The organism is Pseudomonas sp. R3-56 (assembly GCF_051132075.1).
Lineage (GTDB): Bacteria > Pseudomonadota > Gammaproteobacteria > Pseudomonadales > Pseudomonadaceae > Aquipseudomonas.
The window spans coordinates 1,921,699-1,938,471 of the sequence record NZ_CP071657.1 but is presented as its reverse complement, the minus strand read 5'-3'; the positions used below and the strand labels follow the sequence as shown (position 1 = coordinate 1,938,471).

Genomic DNA, 16,773 nt, shown 5'->3' with positions numbered 1-16,773 from the left:
TGGGAGCGGGCTTGCTCGCGAATGCGTTGGGCCAGTCACCACTGTGCTTGCTGATCCGCCGCTTTCGCGAGCAAGCCCGCTCCCACAAGGATTACGCAGGAGTCAGGATTTCTCGAAGCAGCTTACGAGGAGTTTTTCGAGTACCCGGTCGGACTTGGCTTCGGCCTTTTCCATGGTGATCCGCCAAACCGGTACGCAGGCCCGCAAGTCGGCTTCCTGCTCGGCACGCGCCAGCCATTGCCAGCAATCATGCCAATCGCCCAACGCGCCTTGGGCGGCCTTGAGTCGGGGCATGGCCGCTTCCGGCAAGCGGTCGAGTTCGGGATAGGCTTCGATGGCATAACGCACGCGCTTGATCAGCAGGCGCAGTCGGTGGCGGTCGTGAGCCGGATCGCGCAAGGCCTCGCCGAGCTTTTTCCACTGTTTGTCGAGGCGCTTTTCGACGCGTTTGCGCAACCCCACAAGCAGACCCTGGCGCTGGGCAGCACGGATGAAGCGTGGGAACGCATCGAGGATCATCAGCAAATGCGCCAACTCCGGACTGCTGGCCACGGCGGGATAGGCCTCGGCCATTTGCAGCTGGCGTCGTTGCGCGGCCTCGGTCTTGCCGTGCTGCTGAAGATAAGCTGCCAGCACCTCACGGTCGCGCAAGGGGGTGGTCAGGCTGCCGACTGCCGATGCGGCTGTCTCCAACTGCTCGACGCCGGGCAACCCGCGCAGCGGACGAAGCAGGCTGCGCAGACGGCGGACGGTGGTCCGCAGGTCATGCAGAGCTTCGCTGTCGGTGTGAGCATTCAAGCGGGCCTGACAGGCCAGCAGGCGGACTTCCAGGCCCAGAATCCGGGCCACCAGCCGATCAATCATCGGGCTACTCCGTACGCAGCTTCGAGTTTCGAGCCACAAGCCGCAAGAAAAAGCAGTTTCGCTTCTGCTTACAGCTTGCAGCTCGCCGCTGTGTTTATCGCCCCGCGCGGGATTCGCGAATGTAGAAACGCGCCTTCTCGGCTTTCTTGGCGCAGCCCTCGAAAGCTTCGAATTGCTGCTGGGTCTTGGCCCCGGTCAGCAATGAAAGAGCCTTGGAGTAGCTGACGGTGCCAGCGAAGCCTTCGGCCTTGGCCAGGTCAAGTTCGCGCCACGCGCTGTCGAGCTGGCTGCCGCAACTGTCGCGGTAAGCGGTCTTGCCGGCACAACCGGCCAGGGCCAGAACCATCAGGGACGCCACCAGGGGCAGGCAGATCCGGGCTTTCATCGATAACACCTCAAGTCAGGTCAACAGTCGTGCTGGTAAGACGGTTTCGCCGGCAAAAAGTGCCTCGGCGCGGCCGCTATATTCAAGTGGGCACGAGCATACGCAAATGCTGCTGCGACGTGTCAAAAAACGACGCCTGCGCCACAGCGATTGAGCCGGCCCGTCGATGAGTGCATTGTTGACGTCTGTTTGACAAGAGGCCTGCTCATGACAAAACGTGTCGCATTGGTATTGGGCTCGGGCGGCGCCCGGGGCTATGCCCATATCGGAGTGATCGAGGAAATCGAACGACGCGGCTATGACATCGCCTGTATCGCCGGTTGTTCCATGGGTGCGGTCGTAGGCGGGATCTACGCGGCGGGCAAACTCGAAGACTACCGCAACTGGATCGAAAGCCTCGACTACCTGGATGTGCTACGGCTGGTGGATGTCAGCTTTCGCCTTGGGGCCATTCGCGGCGAAAAAGTCTTCGGGCAGATCCGCAAGATCGTCGGCGAGCTCAATATCGAAGACCTGCGCATTCCTTACACGGCGGTAGCCACCGACCTGACCAACCAGCAGGAAATCTGGTTCCAGGAAGGTTGCCTGCACCAGGCGATGCGCGCCTCGGCGGCGATTCCCAGCCTGTTCACCCCGGTGATGCAAGGCAACCGCATGCTGGTGGATGGCGGCTTGCTCAATCCGCTGCCGATCGTGCCGGTGGTGTCGAGCCATTGCGACCTGATCATCGCGGTCAACCTCAACGCCACCAACCAGAAACAATACCGGTTGCCTGTGATCCAGCGCCCCGCCGCGTTCCGGCGGCGCTTCGACACCTTGGTCAGTTCCCTCGGTTCACGGTTGCCGTTTCGCCGCAAACAAGCCGAGCAACTGTTGCTGTTGGAACAGGAAGCGCTGAAGGCCGAGGCGGCCGATATCAACCCATGGCTCGATTCCGCCGAGCCGGAAGGCCAGCAACCGGCCGCCGCGCCGGAAATCGAAGGCGCGCCGAAATCCGCCACCGGATCTTTCATCATCGATAACGTCGGACCGGCCTCGTTGCTCGACCTGATCAACCAGAGCTTCGAGGTGATGCAGACCTCGCTGGCCCAATACAAGATCGCCGGCTACCCGCCGGATGTGCTGATCAACGTGCCAAAACGGGTGTGCCGATTCTTCGAGTTCTACAAGGCACCGGAGCTGATCGCGCTGGGACGGGAGATAGCCAGCGATACGCTGGATCGGTATGAGAGCGAGCAGAGCTAACAATCGCAAGACTCCCGTGGCGAGGGAGCTTGCTCCCGCTGGGCTGCGAAGCGGCCCTAAAACCTGAACACTCGGTGTGTCAGGAAAAAATCATGTCTGAAGTTTTTGGGGCTGCTTCGCAACCCAGCGGGAGCAAGCTCCCTCGCCACAACAGCACTTGGCTTGAAACTCAAGCTCCACCCTCCTCCAACAACCGATACCCCACGCCCGCCTCAGTCACGATGAACCGCGGCCGGGTCGGGTCGTCGGCGAGTTTCTGCCGCAGGTGACCGATGACGATGCGCAGGTAATGGCTGTCCTCGACGTGGGTCGGGCCCCAGATGTCCTTGAGCAATTGTTGCTGGGTGATGACCCGCCCCGGATGCCGCGCCAGTTGCGCCAGCACCGCGTATTCCTTGCGGGTCAGGGCCACTTCGGCGCCGTCCAGCAGGACCCGGCGGTAAGCCAGGTCGACCGTCAGCGGACCGAACGTCAATGCCGCCGACGGTGCCTCGCCCGCCGGCGCCTGGCGCAGGAGCGCGCGCACGCGGGCGAGGAACTCCTGGATGCCGAAAGGCTTGGTCACGTAGTCATTCGCACCGTTGTCCAGCGCCTCGACCTTCTGTGCTTCGCTGGCGCGTACTGACAGGACCAGCACCGGCACGGCAGACCATTGGCGAAACTCGCGCAGTACCTGCTGGCCGTCCATGTCCGGCAGGCCAAGGTCGAGCACCAGCAGATCAGGCTTGTTCAACGCCGCCTGGGCCAGGCCCGCTGCGCCGGTCTCGGCTTCGAGCACCTTGTAGCCTTGCGAGGTCAGGCTGATCCGCAGGAACTTGCGGATCTGCGGTTCGTCATCGATGACCAAAAGGGTCGCGTTCTGGCTCATGGGGTCCGTTCATTTCCATCAAGTGGCGAGAGCATAACGCAGCGCCAGTCAGGCTTCATCGTCCATGCCCGGTTGTGCCTGCAAGGGCAGGTGCAAGGTGATGCAGGTGCCGCGCCCATCGAGCCCCTCGTCGACGCTGATCCGCCCGCCATGGGCGCCGACCATGCCCTGACAGATCGCCAGCCCCAGCCCGGTGCCCTGCCCGCCACGGTCGCCGCGCGCAGCGGTGTAGAACATGTCGAAGATTTTCTCACGCTCCGGCTCGGGAATTCCGGGCCCTTCATCGGCCACGGCGAAGCATATTTCATCGGTCGTCGCTGCGGCGCTCAACAGCAACCGACCATGGGCCGGCGAAAACCGCGCGGCGTTTTCCAGCACGTTGACCAGCGCCTGTTCGATCAGCGCCGCATGGACATACAACAGCGGCAAGCCGGTTGGCACCTCGATGCTGACCGCCAGTGGCGCCAGTACCGCCCGCAACCGGTTCAACGCACTGGCAACGATATCGGCCGGCGATACCCAATCGCGCGCCAGCTTCAGCGCACCGTGGCCGAGGCGGGTCATGTCGAGCAGGTTCTGGATATAACGATCCAGGCGCTCGGCTTCGTCGCGGGTGCCTTCGAGCAATTCGCGACGGTCCTGCAGCGGGATCGCCTCGCCCAGCGCCAGCAGGCTGTCGATGCTGCCGCGCATGGAAGTCAAGGGCGTGCGTAAATCATGGGAGACGGAGGCCAGCAAGGCGCTGCGCAATTGCTCGGTTTCGCCGTGCAGCCGCGCCGCTTCCAGGTCCTGCGCCAGCTGCGCCCGAGCCAGCGCCTGGGCCAGCGGCTGGCTGAGCGCCGCCAGCAAGCGGCGACGCTGACCGCTCAACGGCTTGCCGTCCTTCAGGCAGACTCCCAACAGGCCCAGCGGGCCACCCTCGGACGACAAGGGCCACCACCACCAGCGCCCGGACGGCAGCGTCGCGGTGCCGGCGCCGGCCGGCTGATCGTGCTGCCAGGACCAGTCGGCGGCAGCGCGCTCGGCCTCGGTGAAGGTCAACGGTTCTGCCGTCTCGACGTGCCAGCCGTGCTGTGCGTCGCGCTTGAGCAGGCACAGTTGCAGATCGCCCTCGCTGTTGAGGTGTTGCACGGCGGCGCTGATTACGGCCTGGCGATCGGTCGCGGCCGTCAGTTTGCGCGACAGATCCAGCAGCTCAGCGGTTTCCTGCTGGGTGTCGCGCAGCGCCTGCAATTGCCGACGCTGGCGCGCCGCGAGGTTGCCGGTCAGGGCGGCCATCAAGAGGAAAAACACCAGCGTCAGTACGTCTTCTTCGCGCTGGATCGTCAGGGAGAAATTCGGCGGGATGAACAGAAAGTCGTACGCCAGGAACGACAGCGCCGCACAGGCCAGCGCCGGGCCGAGGCTGCTGCGCACCGCCACCAGCAACACCGCCATCAGGAATACCAGGGAGATATTGGGCAACGCAAGCAACCCGGAAATCCCCCAGGCCAGGGCACTGGCGGCCAGCGTAGCGACCACCGCCAGCGCATAGTCGAACCCGGTCTGGACGGTGCCCGGACGCAGGCGGGGCGGCGGCGGTGCTTCATCGCCGTCCAGCACGTTGATCTCCAGCCCACGGGCATCGCGCAGCAATCGCGAAGCCAGGCCGCCGCCGAACAGGCGCCTGCGCAAACGCCGGCGGGACTGGCCGACCAACACCAACGTGGCACGCCGTTGCATCGCGTGCTGGATGAGCGTCCTGGCGACCTCTCCCGCCCGCAGCAGCACCACCTCCCCGCCAAGGCGTTCCGCCAGTTGCTGGGCGCTCTGCAGACGCTGGCGCGAGGACTCGTCCCGTGCCGTGCCGTTGTCTACATGCACCACGCTCCAGGGCAGATGCCGGCGCTGGGCGACCCGGCTGGCGTGGCGCACCAGCCGTTCGGCCTGGTGATCAGCGTCCACGCCCACCAGCAACCGGCCCTGGACCGCCGGAGCCGACTGGCCCAGTTGCCGATAACCCTGGGCCAGGTCGTTGTCCACTTGCGCGGCAGCGGTCTGCATGGCCAGCTCACGCAGGGCGGTGAGATTGGTCTGGGTGAAAAACGCATCGATCGCCGCGCGGGCCTGTTCCGGCACATAGACCTTGCCGTCGCGCAGACGCTCCAGCAGTTCGCGCGGTGGCAGGTCGATCAGCAGCAGCTCATCGGCTTCCTGCAAGACCCAGTCCGGCAAAGTCTCGCGCACCTGCACTCCGGTGATGCCACGAACCTGATCGTTGAGGCTTTCCAGATGCTGGACGTTGACCGTGGTGAAGACGTCGATACCGGCGGCGAGCAGTTCCTGGATGTCTTGCCAGCGCTTGGCATGGCGGCTGCCGGGGGCGTTGCTGTGGGCCAGCTCGTCCACCAGCGCCAGGCTCGGGCGAGCGGCAAGCAGGCCGTCGAGATCCATCTCCTCGAGCATCACGCCGCGGTATTCCGAACGCACCATCGGCTGTTGCGCCAGGCCATTCAACAAGGCTTCGGTCTCGGCGCGCCCGTGGGTCTCGACGACCGCGGCGATGACGTTTGTTCCTTGGCGCAACCGGGTATGGGCCGCTTGCAGCATGGCGTAGGTCTTGCCCACGCCTGGGGCGGCGCCGAGGAAAACCTTGAGGCGGCCACGGTCGTTGCGTGGCAGGTTGGCTAACAGTGCATCGGCGCGGCCGGAGTCGCTCATGCTATGTCTCTTTCAGATTTGATCAAGATACCCTGTGGGAGCGAGCAGGCTCGCTCCCACAGCGGTTTACAGGTTTTCCAGGGCCAGGTTCAGCGCCAGCACGTTCACCACGGGCGGGCCCACCAGGGACCGCTCGATATGGCTGTCAAGCAACTGCTGCAACGTCGACACCGGCAAGTTGCGCGCCGCGGCGACACGCGCCAGTTGATAGGCAATCGCGGCCGGAGGCAAGTGCGGATCCAGGCCGCTGCCGGAAGTGCTCAGCAGCGCCAGGGGCACCGGTCCCTGGCCGGGCACTTGCAGCTTGCCGGCGTCATCGATGACCCGGGCGGCCAGCGCCGGGTTGCTCGGGGAAAAGTTGCTCGCGCCGCTGGCGACCGTGGCGAAGGCGCCGGCCGAAGGGCGCGGATGAAACCAGGCATCGCCGGTGAAGTCCTGGGCGATCAACCGGGAACCGCGGACCTTGCCGTCGGCATCGTGGATCAGACTGCCGTTGGCCTGCTCCGGAAAAGCGATTTGTGCCACGCCGGTGACGAACAGCGGGTAGGCGACGCCGGTGATCAGGGTCATCAGGAGCAAGAGGCTCAGGGCCGGGCGAATCATGGTGAACATTTCAAATCCTCAGTTGAAAACACATCTGTGATGGATGTCTTCAGGCTCAAACCAACCCCAACCCCGTCAGCAGCAGATCAATCGCCTTGATCCCCACGAACGGCACCGCGATCCCGCCGAGGCCGTAGATCAGCAGATTGCGTCGCAGCAACGCCGCCGCACTTGCCGCCTGCACTCGCACGCCACGCAAGGCCAAGGGGATCAGCACGACGATAATCAGGGCATTGAAGACAATGGCCGAGAGGATCGCGCTCTGTGGGCTGTTCAGGTGCATGACGTTCAACACGCCGAGCTGTGGATAAATCGAAGCGAACAGCGCCGGCAGGATCGCGAAGTACTTGGCGATGTCATTGGCGATGGAAAAGGTTGTCAGCGCCCCGCGGGTTACCAGCAATTCCTTGCCGATCTGGACCACGTCCAGCAACTTGGTCGGGTCACTGTCGAGATCGACCATGTTGGCCGCCTCCCGCGCCGCCTGGGTGCCGTCGTTCATCGCCATGCCGACATCGGCCTGGGCCAGGGCCGGGGCGTCGTTGGCGCCGTCGCCGCACATGGCGACCAGCCGGCCGTCGTTCTGTTCGTGACGGATGCGCGCCAGTTTTTTCTCCGGCGTGGCCTCCGCCAGTACATCATCGACACCCGCCTCGGCGGCAATCGCGGCAGCGGTCAGCGGGTTGTCACCGGTGACCATGACGGTGCGGATGCCCAGCTTGCGCAGCTCGGCAAAGCGCTCGCGGATGCCGGGCTTGACCACGTCCTTGAGGTGAATGGCACCGAGCAATCTGCCGTCCACGCAGACCAGCAACGGCGTGCCGCCGCTCTGGGCGATCCTGTCGATTTCCCGCGCCAGTACCGGCGGCAGCTCGTTGCGTGGCAGGCCGATGAAACTCAGCAAGGAATCCACCGCGCCCTTGCGATAGACGCGCCCCTGATAATCCACGCCGGACAACCGCGTCTCGGCGCTGAATGGCACCGCCGTCAGCGCGTCCAAAGCCGGCTCGGGTTGGGGATGCAAGCCGCGCAGATACTCGACGATGGATTTGCCTTCGGCCGTATCATCGGCCAACGAGGCGAACAACGCGCCTTCAGCCAGCTCCTTGGCGCTCACCCCAGGGGCGGCATAGATCGCCGCACAGCGACGGTTGCCAAAGGTGATGGTGCCGGTCTTGTCCAGCATCAGCACGTGGACATCGCCCGCCGCCTCCACCGCGCGGCCGGATTTGGCGATGACGTTCAGGCGCACCAGACGGTCCATCCCGGCGATGCCGATCGCCGACAGCAGCCCGCCGATGGTGGTGGGAATCAAGGTCACCAACAGTGCTACCAGAAACACCAGCGGCAGGCTGCCATTGGCGAAATGGGCGAACGGCTGCAGCGTCACCACCACCAGCAGGAAGATCAGCGTCAGGCCGATCAGCAGGATGTCCAGCGCCACCTCGTTCGGGGTTTTCTGGCGCTTGGCGCCTTCGACCAGCGCAATCATGCGGTCCAGGGTGGATTCGCCGGGATTGCTGGTGATGCGTACCAGCAACCAGTCGGAGACCAGCCGCGTATTGCCGGTGACGGCCGAGCGATCCCCGCCGGATTCACGAATGACCGGTGCCGACTCCCCGGTGATCGCCGCTTCGTTGACGGCCGCGATGCCCTCGATCACTTCCCCGTCGCCAGGGATCATTTCCCCTGCGGCGACACGCACCACGTCACCTTTGCGCAAACGGGTGGCGGGAATCACTTCAAAGCCGTCCGCCGTCTGGCGACGAGCGCTGAGGCCTTCGCTGCCGGCCTTGAGGCTGTCGGCACGGGCCTTGCCACGACCCTCGGCCAGGGCTTCGGCGAAGTTGGCAAACAACACGGTGAACCACAGCCACAGGGCGATCTGCGCAGCGATGAAAGTCGGCACGGCGTCGTCGGGAACCAGGCAGAGCACGGTGGTGAGGATTGCGGTCAGCTCCACCACCAGCATCACCGGGGCGCGGTGCAACTGACGCGGATCGAGCTTGACGAAGGCTTGCACCAGCGCCGGCCGCCACAGCGCCGACAGCTGGGTTTGCGGTTGTTCCGGCGCCTTGGCGACGACGGTTTTGCTCATTGGCATATTCATCATCTGTTCCTCAGAAACCCATGCTCAGGTGTTCGGCGATCGGCCCCAGGGCCAGGGTCGGCAAGAATGTCAGGCCACCCACCAGGAGGATGGTCACGGTCAGCAGGGTCACGAACAGCGGGCCGTGGGTCGGGAAGCTGTTCTGGCCGATCGGTGCGGTTTTCTTCAGCGCCAGGCTGCCGGCCAACGCCAGCACCGGCAGGATGTAGCCGAAACGGCCAATCAACATGCCCAGGCCCAGCATCAGGTTATGGAACGGCGTGTTGGCGCCGAAACCGGCAAACGCAGAACCGTTATTCGCCCCCGCCGAGGTGTAGGCGTAGAGCAACTGACTGAAGCCATGAGCGCCAGGATTGCTCACCGCCGCGGCGGGCCCGGGCAGGCTTGCGGCAATCGCGCCGAGCACCAGCACACTCACCGGCATCACCAGCAGCGTCACCACCAGCAACTGCACTTCCCGGGCGCCGAGTTTCTTGCCCAGGTATTCCGGCGTGCGACCGATCATCAACCCGGCCAGGAACACCGCGATCAATACGTTGAGCAGCATCCCGTAGAGCCCGGCGCCAACACCGCCGAAAATCACTTCGCCCAGCATCATGTTCACCAGCGCGACCATGCCACTCAGCGGGTTGAGGCTGTCGTGCATCGCATTGACCGAGCCGTTGGACGCCGCCGTGGTGGTCACCGACCAGAGCACCGTGGCCGTGGTGCCGAAACGTGACTCCTTGCCTTCCAGCGGCGCGGCCTGTTCAACGGCCGCGTGATCAAGGGCCGGGTTGGGTTGGAATTCCGCCCACAGCGACGTTGCGCCGCCGATCAGGAACAGCGCCAGCATGCAGGCGATGATCGCCCGACTCTGGCGCAGGTCCTTGACGTAATGGCCGAACGTGAACACCAGCGCCGCCGGGATCAGGATGATCGACGCGACTTCAAACAGATTGCTCCAGGCCGTCGGGTTCTCGAACGGGTGCGCCGAGTTGACACCGAAAAAACCACCGCCGTTGGTGCCCAGTTGCTTGATCGCAATCTGGCTGGCGGCCGGGCCCAATGGAATCACCTGGTCGACGCCCTGCATCGTCACCCCGTGCACATACTGCGCGAAGGTTTGCGGCACGCCCTGCCACACCAGAAACAGCGCCAGCAGCAGGCACAGCGGCAACAGCCCATAGAGGGTGGCACGGGTCATGTCGACCCAGAAATTGCCCAACGTCGTCGCGGACTTGCGCCCGATCCCACGACACAGCGCCACCAGCACGGCCAAGCCGGTGGCGGCGCTGACGAAGTTCTGCACCGTCAGACCGACCATCTGGCTCAAATAACTGAGGGACGCCTCGCCGCTGTAGGACTGCCAGTTGGTGTTGGTCACGAAGCTGACCGCCGTATTGAAGGCCTGGGTCCATTCCATGCCGGGCAGGTTTTCCGGGTTAAGTGGCAAATGACCCTGCAACAACAGGATCGCAAACAACAGCAAAAATCCCGCCAGATTGAACGCGAGCAAGGCCAGGGTGTACTTCTGCCAACTCTGCTCGGCAGTCGGATCAACGCCGGCCACCTTGTAGCAACCGCGCTCCACCGGCCCAAGAATCGGCGACAGCCAGGTACGCTGGCCCTCCATCACCCGGTAGTAAAACCGTCCCAGAAACGGTGCCGGAATCAGCACCAGAGCAAAAAAGCCGAGGATCAGCCCGAAGTCATAACCGTGCATAACCGCTCCTAGTTCCGATCCGCGCGCAACAGCGCAACCAGCAGATAAATGAACAGCGCCACTGCCAGCAGCAATGACACCCCGTCCAGAACACTCATGGGATTTCTCCGTGGTACGGCGTCATGCCGTGTGTGGGGGGATTGTCGGCAGGGAGGGTGTAAAGGCGCGAGATCGAGGCAGGGGGTGGGGGATAAAGAATCTGTAAAAATCGACTTGATGGTTGGCTGGGCGGGGCCCTTCGCGAGTTTGCTCGCTCCCACAACGGCTCTGTTGTGAACAGAGATTTTGCGTCTACCGAAGATCCCTGTGGGAGCGAGCTTGCTCGCGATGAGGCCAGCCCAGGCACCTACGCTCCGAACTGGGGCATAAATCCGGCCAATCCAGCAGTGAACATTCCCGATACGACACGATTTCGCCTATTACGACCGGTTCCAGCCCTGTGGCACGTCCACTGCACTGCCCTCTCCCCAGCGCTTTTGCTATTTATCGAGGGGAGCCACCGATGAACACACAACTCAAACCCACCCTGGGCACCCTGCACTTATGGGGCATCGCCGTTGGCCTGGTGATTTCCGGTGAGTATTTCGGCTGGAGTTACGGCTGGGGAGTCGCCGGGACGCTGGGCTTTCTGGTGACGTCGTTCATGGTCGCGGCCATGTACACCTGCTTCATCTTCAGCTTTACCGAACTGACCACCGCCATTCCCCACGCTGGCGGACCGTTCGCTTACAGCCGTCGAGCCTTTGGCGAAAAAGGCGGCTTGATCGCCGGCCTGGCAACCCTGATCGAATTTGTCTTCGCACCACCGGCCATTGCCTTGGCCATCGGCGCCTACCTGAATGTGCAATTCCCGGCGCTCGACCCGAAACACGCTGCCGTTGGCGCCTACATCGTGTTCATGGGCCTGAACATCCTCGGGGTGAAACTGGCCGCGACCTTCGAGCTGATCGTCTGCGTGCTTGCCGTCGCCGAGTTGCTGGTCTTCATGGGCGTGGTCGCACCCGCGTTCAGTTTCAGCAGCTTTGCCCTGAACGGCTGGGCCGGTTCCGACGTGTTCGGTGCACCGGCCATTGCCGGAATGTTCGCCGCCATTCCCTTCGCGATCTGGTTCTTCCTCGCCATCGAAGGCGCGGCCATGGCCGCTGAAGAAGCCAAGGATCCGAAACGCACGATCCCCAAAGCCTACATCAGCGGCATCCTGACGTTGGTGTTCCTGGCCATGGGCGTGATGTTCTTCGCCGGTGGCGTCGGTGACTGGCGCACCCTGTCAAACATCAACGATCCCCTGCCGCAAGCCATGAAAACCGTCGTCGGTGAAAGCTCCGGCTGGTTGCACATGCTGGTGTGGATCGGCCTGTTCGGCCTGGTAGCCAGTTTCCACGGGATCATCCTTGGCTACTCACGCCAGTTCTTCGCCCTGGCCCGCGCCGGTTACCTTCCCGCGTCCCTCGCCAAACTGTCACGCTTCCAGACCCCACACCGGGCCATCATCGCCGGCGGCCTGATCGGCATCGCGGCGATCTACAGCGACGGCCTGATCAACCTCGGCGGCATGACCTTGACCGCGGCCATGATTACCATGGCCGTGTTCGGCGCAATCGTCATGTACATCATGAGCATGCTCAGCCTGTTCAAACTGCGCAAAACCGAACCGAATCTCGAACGTACGTTCCGCGCCCCCGGCTATCCGATCGTACCGGGGATCGCCCTGGCACTGGCGGTGGTGTGCCTGGTGGCGATGGCCTGGTTCAACACGCTGATCGGGCTGATCTTCCTCGGCTTCATGGCAGTCGGCTTCGTCTATTTCTTCCTCACGGCACAACTGCGCGCAGACGCGCCGGCCGATGCGATGCTGACCGGGCTCTGAAAGCGTAACCGACATAACGGGCGTAGTATGGAACCACTTCGAACAGCCTTCGCTCATAAGTGGTAGAGGCAATGGCCAGCGAAATACTCGCTTGGCCACTGCCCCACTCAAGGAGAGCCCTATGCCCTGGTATGCCTGGTTGATCCTGATCGTCGCCATCGGCTCGATCGTTGGCGGCCTGATGATGCTGCGTGACACCGCCAACAAAGTGGAGCTGACGGATGAGCAACGCAAACGTGTTGCCGAGCGCAATGCGGAAATGGATGCGAAGGAGGCCAAGGATCGCTGAGCTGCTGTTGTGGCGAGGGAGCAAGCTCCCTCGCCACAACAAACCAGCAAACACAATTACTTCTCCCAATCCGCCTTGGCAATATGCAACCCATGCAGCCCCTTGTAAGCCGCCCGCTCCGGTTGACTCCAGCCCTGCAGCAACGAATCCTCCAACCGGTAAACCTCCACCCCCAGCGGACGACAGACGCTTAAAGGATCCTCGGCATCCGGCCCCCACATGGCCAACGACAGATCCCCCCCAGGACAGGTCGATAACGCGCACAACAAATCAATCTCTGCGAAGAACTCCAAGTAATCACCCTTCTGCGCCGGACACGCCTTCATGAAATACATGTCGTCATGATTCAGCCCGGTGCATTGGAAAATATTCAACACATCGTGCACATCGAACTCGGTCAAACCATGAGGCAATACCGCCCGGGTCAGATTCGAGTGGCAATGATGATGGAAATCCTCACCGGTCAGCATCTTGTTCACGTAAGGATCACAACGCGTCCCCAACAGATCATGTAGACGCCCGCCATGCTCGTCGATGCCGTAGCCGGCCAGGCTGTCATCAGTAATCGTCACCAGTGGACGTAGAAACGGCAAGTTCGACCACAACCGATCGTGGGTGCTGACATGCGCACCCTGGAGTTGCCGAGTACGGGCAGCCCACAGGCGCTCTCGCGGATCATGGGCATTCCAGACGTTGAAGTCTCCCACCTGCGGCCCCACCGGTGTGGTGACGCGAAACACATGCCCCGCTGGCACATGCCAAGCGCGACCGGTGCGGATCGGCACCTCGAACTGCTCGATGAGCGTGCGCTTGCCCTGCTCGGCGCGGATGCGCTCGTAGAAGGGTTGGTCTACTTGCAAGGCTGAGCCTTTGCTGACCTGGTAAGCAGCTGGGTAGTCTTTGTACATGGCGAGGTCCTTCGTTCATTGAGGTGTGGCGCAAACCAACAGGTGCAGAAGCAACTGTTCGGAATCGTCGAGATAAAGGTTCATCCCCTCCAGGGCTGCGAGCTTGTTGCCTTCAGCCAACCAGTCATGGATTTGTCGATCTCGGGCGAGCCAAGGCGCCTGGAAGCGCGCCTCATCAGTAGCGGAACAAAACACCAGGCGCATCTGGGCAACCACGTTAGTGAAAAACTCATCAAGCAAAGGACTGCGCATCAGCCCAACGATGTGCTGGTGGAACGCCAAGCCGTGGGTTCCGACGGCGCGCCAGTCCTCGCGCTCACGAGCCAGCTCAGCCGCTTCAAGGGTTTCGAGCATCCGGTCGGACTGATAGTCGCTCAAGGGCTTGCTGGCCATGATGGCCTGCAGCTCCAAGGTACGACGGACCTTGAACAGATCCCGGACGTCATCGACATCCAACCTACGGACCATCACGCCTTTGTTACGCACGTAACGGGTCAACCCTTCCTGGCCGAGACGATGCAAGGCTTCGCGGATGGTATTGCGTGATGCGTTATAGGCGGATGCCAGGTTGTTTTCTATCAGCGCCATGCCTGGAACCAGCCGACCACCGATAATATCGGCTCGCAGTTCGAGGGTGATCTGGTCGGCCAGGGAGTGAGAGCTAGTCATGGGTAAGCCTGGGATTGTTGAACAATCGTTTGCCAACAACCAACCATTTATCGTGCCAGATCGACCAGATATAAAAAGGCCAGTCGATTCGACCGGCCTCCTTCGTTACCTCAATTCACTTCCAGTTTGTCGCGGTTCCTGTCGAGGATCGCCTTTCCGATCCCTTTGACCTCCAGCAGCTCCTCCACTGAAGAGAAAGGTCCATTACTATCCCTATATGCAACAATCGCCTCCGCCTTACCCTTGCCTATGCCGGACAGTTCCCGCTGCAATGTCGCAGCATCTGCCCCATTGATATCGACCTTGGCGCTTTGCGTGGTGACCGGTTGCTCCACCGCTTGTGCCGCAGCCATTGACATCGGCTTGGCCGCTGGGGCCGCGATAGCAACGATCGAGGCGCTGGTAAGCAAGGCAAAGATCACCGAGTAGAGGTAGCTTGTACGCATAAGTGACGCTCCATGACATCGTTAAGAGAAAAGCAGCTTTTCCGAAGCTGCTTCTCAAACTTAGGCGATGATGAATGGCTGTCAAAAATGTGTACGTTTCGAAGTGTGTAACAATCAGGGTTCGAGACGGCGCTGCTGGTACACCCAGTCGACGATCTCGCCGTCGGGTGTATAGCCGTGGACAGTCTCGCGCAGCAGCTGTCGCACTCGAGTGTAATCATCTCCCTCGACCGCGACGAGCAACTCGCCCAACTTGAGCTTGAGTACGTCCCAAGGCAGATGATCCTCGTTGGCGGTCATGATCATCGGATGCTCGGTAGCCGCAACGTTGTCGCCGATCAGCAGCTCCTCGTACAGCTTCTCACCAGGCCGCAGGCCGGTGAACTCGATGGAAATGTCACCCTGGGGATTGCGCTCCGAACGGATGCTCAAGCCGGAAAGATGAATCATCTTCTCCGCAAGCTCGACAATCTTTACCGGTTCGCCCATATCCAACACGAAGACATCCCCACCCTGCCCCATGGACCCCGCCTGGATCACTAACTGCGCAGCTTCGGGGATCGTCATGAAATAACGGGTAATTTTCGGGTGGGTGACCGTCAGCGGCCCCCCAGACTTGATCTGGCTGTGGAACAAAGGAATCACCGAACCCGAGGAACCCAATACATTGCCAAAGCGAACCATCGTGAAACGGGTCTTGTTTACCCGCGATACATTAGCCCTGTCGCCAAACAACACAGGCGCAACCTCCCGACTCAAGGCCTGAAGCGTCAACTCAGCCAAACGCTTGGTGCTACCCATGACATTCGTCGGCCGCACCGCCTTGTCGGTGGAAATCAGAACAAAATTGGAAACCCCCGACTGCAGTGCAGCCTGCGCCGTGTTCAACGTACCTATAACGTTGTTCAACACGCCCTCGGCAATGTTGTGCTCTACCATCGGCACATGCTTATACGCCGCCGCGTGGTAAACGGTGTCCACCTTCCAGGTTTTCATCACATCCAGCAATTTTTCCGGATGACGGATAGAACCCAGGATTGGTAACAACTTGATCGAAGTAGACTCGCGATCAGTACGCTGCTGCAGCTCGGAAAGAATGCTGTAGAGATTGAACTCACTGTGATCGAACAGCAGAAGCGTGGTCGGCCCCAAGGAAAATATCTGCCGGCACAGCTCCGAACCGATTGAGCCCCCAGCGCCTGTCACCATCACTGTCTTACCCTTGACGCAACGCTTGAGCAAGTCAGGGCGAGCCGGTACGGCATCCCGACCGAGCAGGTCGGCGATGTCAACTTCCTGGATATCGTCCACTTTTACCCGGCCACTGGCCAGATCGGAAAAATTGGGTATGCTGCGGACGTGCAATGGAAACCGCTCAAGCAGTGAGAGAATTTCTCGGCGACGTGCACGGGTCGAGGATGGCAAAGCAAGAAGAATTTCCTGAGCCCCCGTCGTATCAATCATCTGCTGGATATGTCTGGGTTTATAGACCTGCAGACCGGAAATGGAACGATCACAGATGCTTGGATCGTCGTCGATGAAGGCCACAGGACGCATCACACGCCCCATACGTAACGCAGCTACGAGCTGATTACCGGCCACCCCCGCACCATAGATGGCGACCTTGGTCAGCCCTTGATCACGATTGGTGAACGGTACGTGCTGAGCGGCGGTGAACCAGTCCCCCATGAAATACTGCCGCATGCACAAACGTAGCCCGCCAATAATCACCAGGCTCAACCACCAGTAATTGAAGATAATGGAGCGCGGGACCACCGAGTTGTGATTGCTGTACCAAAATACAACCACTGCCAGAATGAGCGCGGAAAGACTTACCGCCTTGATAATTGCAATCAGCGCATCGTTGCCGAAATAGCGCATCACTGCTCGGTACATGCCAAAGCGGATGAACAACGGGATCGCGATCACGGGCGCGCTGACGAACAACCAGACGTGCGTCTTGAGCGGATCGGTTATGTCCTCAATCCCCAAGCGAACCACGAATGCTCCCCACAGCGAGAGCCAAACCAGAACCACGTCTGCAACTACCTGAATCAGACGCTTCTTCTGACGAGGCATACCCAGCAGGTATAATCGTAGTCTATCCATCATCC

15 protein-coding genes are annotated in these 16,773 nt (G+C 61.7%); 3 read left to right on the top strand and 12 right to left on the bottom strand.

Going from position 1 to position 16,773, the window contains the following annotated elements:
• Window positions 1-102 precede the first annotated feature (102 nt).
• Together J3P96_RS08885 and J3P96_RS08880 are read right to left on the bottom strand one after the other, a co-directional pair.
• Window positions 103-864, bottom strand: a complete 762-nt coding sequence (locus J3P96_RS08885; RefSeq protein ID WP_434656553.1) for a CHAD domain-containing protein — start codon at window positions 862-864, stop codon at window positions 103-105.
• Between the two features lie 94 nt (window positions 865-958).
• Window positions 959-1,249 carry a hypothetical protein gene (locus J3P96_RS08880; RefSeq protein WP_014337256.1) on the bottom strand — a complete coding sequence of 97 codons (291 nt, stop codon included), beginning with the start codon at window positions 1,247-1,249 and terminating at the stop codon, window positions 959-961.
• A 207-nt stretch (window positions 1,250-1,456) separates the two neighbouring features.
• Here J3P96_RS08880 and J3P96_RS08875 point away from each other — a divergent pair, with 207 nt between their 5' ends.
• Window positions 1,457-2,494, top strand: coding sequence for a patatin-like phospholipase family protein (locus J3P96_RS08875; protein ID WP_305499728.1), 1,038 nt, complete (start codon window positions 1,457-1,459; stop codon window positions 2,492-2,494).
• Between the two features lie 169 nt (window positions 2,495-2,663).
• On the opposite strand, the gene J3P96_RS08870 is transcribed toward J3P96_RS08875, so the two are convergent.
• The 6 genes from J3P96_RS08870 to kdpF form a co-directional block, all read right to left on the bottom strand.
• Complete coding sequence (locus J3P96_RS08870) at window positions 2,664-3,362, bottom strand: response regulator (protein WP_305499726.1); 699 nt, start codon at window positions 3,360-3,362, stop codon at window positions 2,664-2,666.
• Window positions 3,363-3,410: 48 nt separating this feature from the next.
• The gene (locus tag J3P96_RS08865) at window positions 3,411-6,062 is read right to left on the bottom strand and encodes a DUF4118 domain-containing protein (RefSeq protein WP_434656552.1); all 2,652 of its coding nucleotides are present in this window, start codon (window positions 6,060-6,062) and stop codon (window positions 3,411-3,413) included.
• A gap of 66 nt (window positions 6,063-6,128) precedes the next feature.
• On the bottom strand, window positions 6,129-6,674 hold the full coding sequence (gene kdpC / locus J3P96_RS08860; RefSeq protein ID WP_434656550.1) for a potassium-transporting ATPase subunit KdpC: 546 nt from the start codon (window positions 6,672-6,674) through the stop codon (window positions 6,129-6,131).
• Window positions 6,675-6,720: 46 nt separating this feature from the next.
• The gene (gene kdpB, locus J3P96_RS08855; RefSeq protein WP_434656548.1) at window positions 6,721-8,775 is read right to left on the bottom strand and encodes a potassium-transporting ATPase subunit KdpB; all 2,055 of its coding nucleotides are present in this window, start codon (window positions 8,773-8,775) and stop codon (window positions 6,721-6,723) included.
• A 10-nt stretch (window positions 8,776-8,785) separates the two neighbouring features.
• Complete coding sequence (kdpA, locus tag J3P96_RS08850; RefSeq protein WP_434656547.1) at window positions 8,786-10,480, bottom strand: potassium-transporting ATPase subunit KdpA; 1,695 nt, start codon at window positions 10,478-10,480, stop codon at window positions 8,786-8,788.
• 8 nt (window positions 10,481-10,488) lie between these two features.
• Window positions 10,489-10,578, bottom strand: coding sequence for a K(+)-transporting ATPase subunit F (gene kdpF / locus J3P96_RS08845; RefSeq protein ID WP_003218754.1), 90 nt, complete (start codon window positions 10,576-10,578; stop codon window positions 10,489-10,491).
• 404 nt (window positions 10,579-10,982) lie between these two features.
• Here kdpF and eat point away from each other — a divergent pair, with 404 nt between their 5' ends.
• Window positions 10,983-12,347 carry an ethanolamine permease gene (eat, locus tag J3P96_RS08840; protein WP_434656546.1) on the top strand — a complete coding sequence of 455 codons (1,365 nt, stop codon included), beginning with the start codon at window positions 10,983-10,985 and terminating at the stop codon, window positions 12,345-12,347.
• Window positions 12,348-12,468: 121 nt separating this feature from the next.
• Entirely contained in the window at window positions 12,469-12,636 is a 168-nt protein-coding gene (locus J3P96_RS08835) for a DUF2897 family protein (protein WP_003183831.1), read from the top strand.
• A gap of 56 nt (window positions 12,637-12,692) precedes the next feature.
• Here J3P96_RS08835 and J3P96_RS08830 read toward each other — a convergent pair whose 3' ends face one another.
• The 4 genes from J3P96_RS08830 to J3P96_RS08815 form a co-directional block, all read right to left on the bottom strand.
• Window positions 12,693-13,544, bottom strand: a complete 852-nt coding sequence (locus tag J3P96_RS08830; RefSeq protein WP_434629384.1) for an urea carboxylase-associated family protein — start codon at window positions 13,542-13,544, stop codon at window positions 12,693-12,695.
• A gap of 15 nt (window positions 13,545-13,559) precedes the next feature.
• On the bottom strand, window positions 13,560-14,213 hold the full coding sequence (locus J3P96_RS08825; protein ID WP_434656544.1) for a GntR family transcriptional regulator: 654 nt from the start codon (window positions 14,211-14,213) through the stop codon (window positions 13,560-13,562).
• A gap of 110 nt (window positions 14,214-14,323) precedes the next feature.
• A complete protein-coding gene (locus J3P96_RS08820) occupies window positions 14,324-14,659 on the bottom strand; it encodes a ComEA family DNA-binding protein (RefSeq protein WP_434656543.1) in 336 nt (111 codons plus the stop codon).
• Window positions 14,660-14,773: 114 nt separating this feature from the next.
• Window positions 14,774-16,771, bottom strand: a complete 1,998-nt coding sequence (locus J3P96_RS08815) for a polysaccharide biosynthesis protein (protein ID WP_434656541.1) — start codon at window positions 16,769-16,771, stop codon at window positions 14,774-14,776.
• Between the last annotated feature and the right edge of the window lie 2 nt (window positions 16,772-16,773).